The sequence below is a fragment of the Pseudomonas sp. SDO5522_S412 genome (assembly GCF_054071215.1).
On the sequence record NZ_JBSVWQ010000398.1, the window covers coordinates 1 to 2582 of the forward strand.

At 59.5% G+C, this 2582-nt stretch carries 4 protein-coding genes; all 4 read right to left on the minus strand.

Features of this window, described 5'->3' with window-relative positions; all coding sequences use genetic code 11:
• Window positions 1-107: 107 nt before the first annotated feature.
• The gene (locus ACW9I6_RS31975; RefSeq protein WP_003220035.1) at window positions 108-899 is read right to left on the minus strand and encodes an ABC transporter ATP-binding protein; all 792 of its coding nucleotides are present in this window, start codon (window positions 897-899) and stop codon (window positions 108-110) included.
• 17 nt (window positions 900-916) lie between these two features.
• Window positions 917-1654: an ABC transporter permease gene (locus ACW9I6_RS31980; protein ID WP_102369535.1), complete on the minus strand. Its 738-nt coding sequence runs from the start codon at window positions 1652-1654 to the stop codon at window positions 917-919.
• Between the two features lie 16 nt (window positions 1655-1670).
• Window positions 1671-2393: an ABC transporter permease gene (locus ACW9I6_RS31985; protein ID WP_003220032.1), complete on the minus strand. Its 723-nt coding sequence runs from the start codon at window positions 2391-2393 to the stop codon at window positions 1671-1673.
• 100 nt (window positions 2394-2493) lie between these two features.
• Window positions 2494-2582, minus strand: an 89-nt coding sequence (locus ACW9I6_RS31990; RefSeq protein WP_457340228.1) for a hypothetical protein, incomplete at its 5' end; no start/stop codon positions are given.

The window sequence follows — 2582 nt, forward strand, 5'->3', positions numbered from 1 at the left end:
TTGGTTACTTTGCCGCTTTTGCAAAGTGACTCGCTGTAAGAGCGAAACCATAAGCGGCCGTTACCGCAGCAACGGATATATACCCAAACCCAACCAACACCCAACCACTACTCCGCACTACGCTGCGTATGACTCGATACAAACTGCCGAAACCGCTCCGTCGGCAACCCCTCAAACAACTCCGCCGGGGTGCCCTGGGCATCAATCAACCCATTGGCCATAAACACCACCCGATTGGACACATGCCGCGCAAACCCCATCTCATGGGTCACCACCAACATGGTCCGCCCTTCCTCGGCCAGCGACCGCATCACCCGCAACACCTCCCCCACCAACTCCGGGTCCAGCGCCGACGTCGGCTCATCAAACAACATTACTTGCGGGTTCATCGCCAACGCCCGGGCAATCGCCACCCGCTGCTGCTGCCCACCCGACAAATGCGCCGGGTAATAATCACGGCGATCATAAAGCCCCACCTTGTGCAGCAGTTGCTCAGCTTCCTCCACACACTCGGCCTTCGAACGCTTGAGCACCCGCATCGGCCCCTCGATGACATTTTGCAAAACCGTCATATGCGACCACAGGTTAAAACTCTGGAACACCATGCCCAGCTTGCTGCGCATGGTCTCCACCTGCCGCGTGCTGCCAGGCAACAACCGACCGTTGCGCTGGCGCTTGAGCTCGATGGTTTCGCCGTCGAGCACAATACTGCCCTCGTCCGGGGTTTCCAGCAGGTTGATACAACGCAGGAAAGTGCTCTTGCCCGAACCGCTGGCACCGAGGATGGAAATCACGTCACCTTTGTGAGCCTCCAGCGAAATCCCCTTGAGAACCTGTGCCGAACCGAAAGCCTTGTGAATGTTGTTAACCGTAAGGGCGCTCTGAATCTGAGTACTCATGACAAGCTCCGCTGCAATCAGGAATGAGAAATAGGTTCGGGGGTTTGCTTGACCGGCAGGTCTTTCGGCCGCTCACGCAGATGGGGCGACAGACGATGTTCAATCCAGGCCACCACACGCACCACCAGGAAATTCAGGATCAGGTAGATCAACGCCGCACAAATGAACACTTCCATGGTGCGGTAGGTACGCTGGATGATTTGTTGCGCCACGCCGGTGACGTCCCACACGGTGACCAGGCTGGCCAGCGCGGTGGACTTGACCAGCAAAATGGCCTCGGTGGAATAGGCCGGAAGCGCCTGGCGCAAGGTGACCGGGCCGATCACTCGCCACAGCAGGGTCCAACGCCCCATGCCTACCGCCTGCCCCGCTTCGATCTGCCCTTGAGGCACGCTCAGCAGGCCACCGCGAATGATTTCAGCGGTGTAACCGGCGGTGCACAGCGCCAGGGAGACCACGGCGCAGCCATAAGGCGACCTCAACACCACCCACAGGAAGCTGTCGCGAATCGCCGGGAACTGCCCCAGGCCGTAATAGATCAGGAACATCTGGATCATCAGCGGCGTGCCGCGAAACAGCATGATGTAGAAACGCGCCGGGTAGCTGAGGAATGGCCAGCGGCTGACGCGCATGGACACCACGCCCAGCGACAGCAGCAACCCCAGGGTCAGGGACGAAAAAAACAAGGCCAGGGTGATGGGCAAGGCACCCAGCAACTTGAGCATGGTGTCGGCAAGAAAGGCGAAATCGATCATGGCAAACGGTCCCTTCTCACGACTGTGCAGGATTGCGCCGCTGCGTACGCTGTACGCGCGCTTCGGCAATATTGAAAAGACGGCCCGAAAGCCCGGTCAGAATCAGGTAGCACACGCCGCCGACGATGTAGAACGTGAAGTACTGGCGCGTGGAACCCGCCGCCACCTGGCTGGCGCGCATCAGTTCCACCAGGCCAATCACCGAAATCAGCGCGGAGTCTTTCAGGCTCATTTGCCAGACGTTGCCCAGGCCCGGCAGCGCGTACCGCCAGATCTGCGGGATCAGCACCCGGCGAATCCGCGTTGCGCGGTTCATGCCGATCGCCAGTGCTGCCTCAAGCTCACCCTTGGCCACCGCGATAAAGGCACCGCGATAGACCTCAGCCTGATACGACGCCGAGATCAATCCGACGGCGATGGCCCCCACCATGAACGGCGGGACATCGACATAGCCTTCACCGCCAAACCAGTGATTGACGGCCGTCACCACACTGGCACCGCCGAAATAGAACAGGTAGATCACCAACAGCTCCGGAATCCCCCGGAACAGGATGGAATAGGCATCCCCCAGGTATCGCAAGGCACGCTTTTTGGAAAGCTTGGCCATGGCCACCAGGCTGCCGACCAGCGCACCGACCACCAGCGCCGCAAGGGTCAACAACACGGTCATGAGGGCGGCCTTGAGCAAGGCCATCCCCCAACCCGTGTCGCCAAAACTGAGCATCTGCATGAGACTCATCAAGTCACTCCTACCGAAAACACATAAAGCACCGGAACCTTGAAATCCGTCTCAACCTGCCCGACGTCCATGATGCAAAGGGTGCAACTGCCTGCCTGGTTTACTTGACCATCGGCAGGTTCAAACCCTGCTCCTTGGCGCAATCAATCGCGATCTGGTAGCCCGCATCCGCATGACGCATCACGCCGG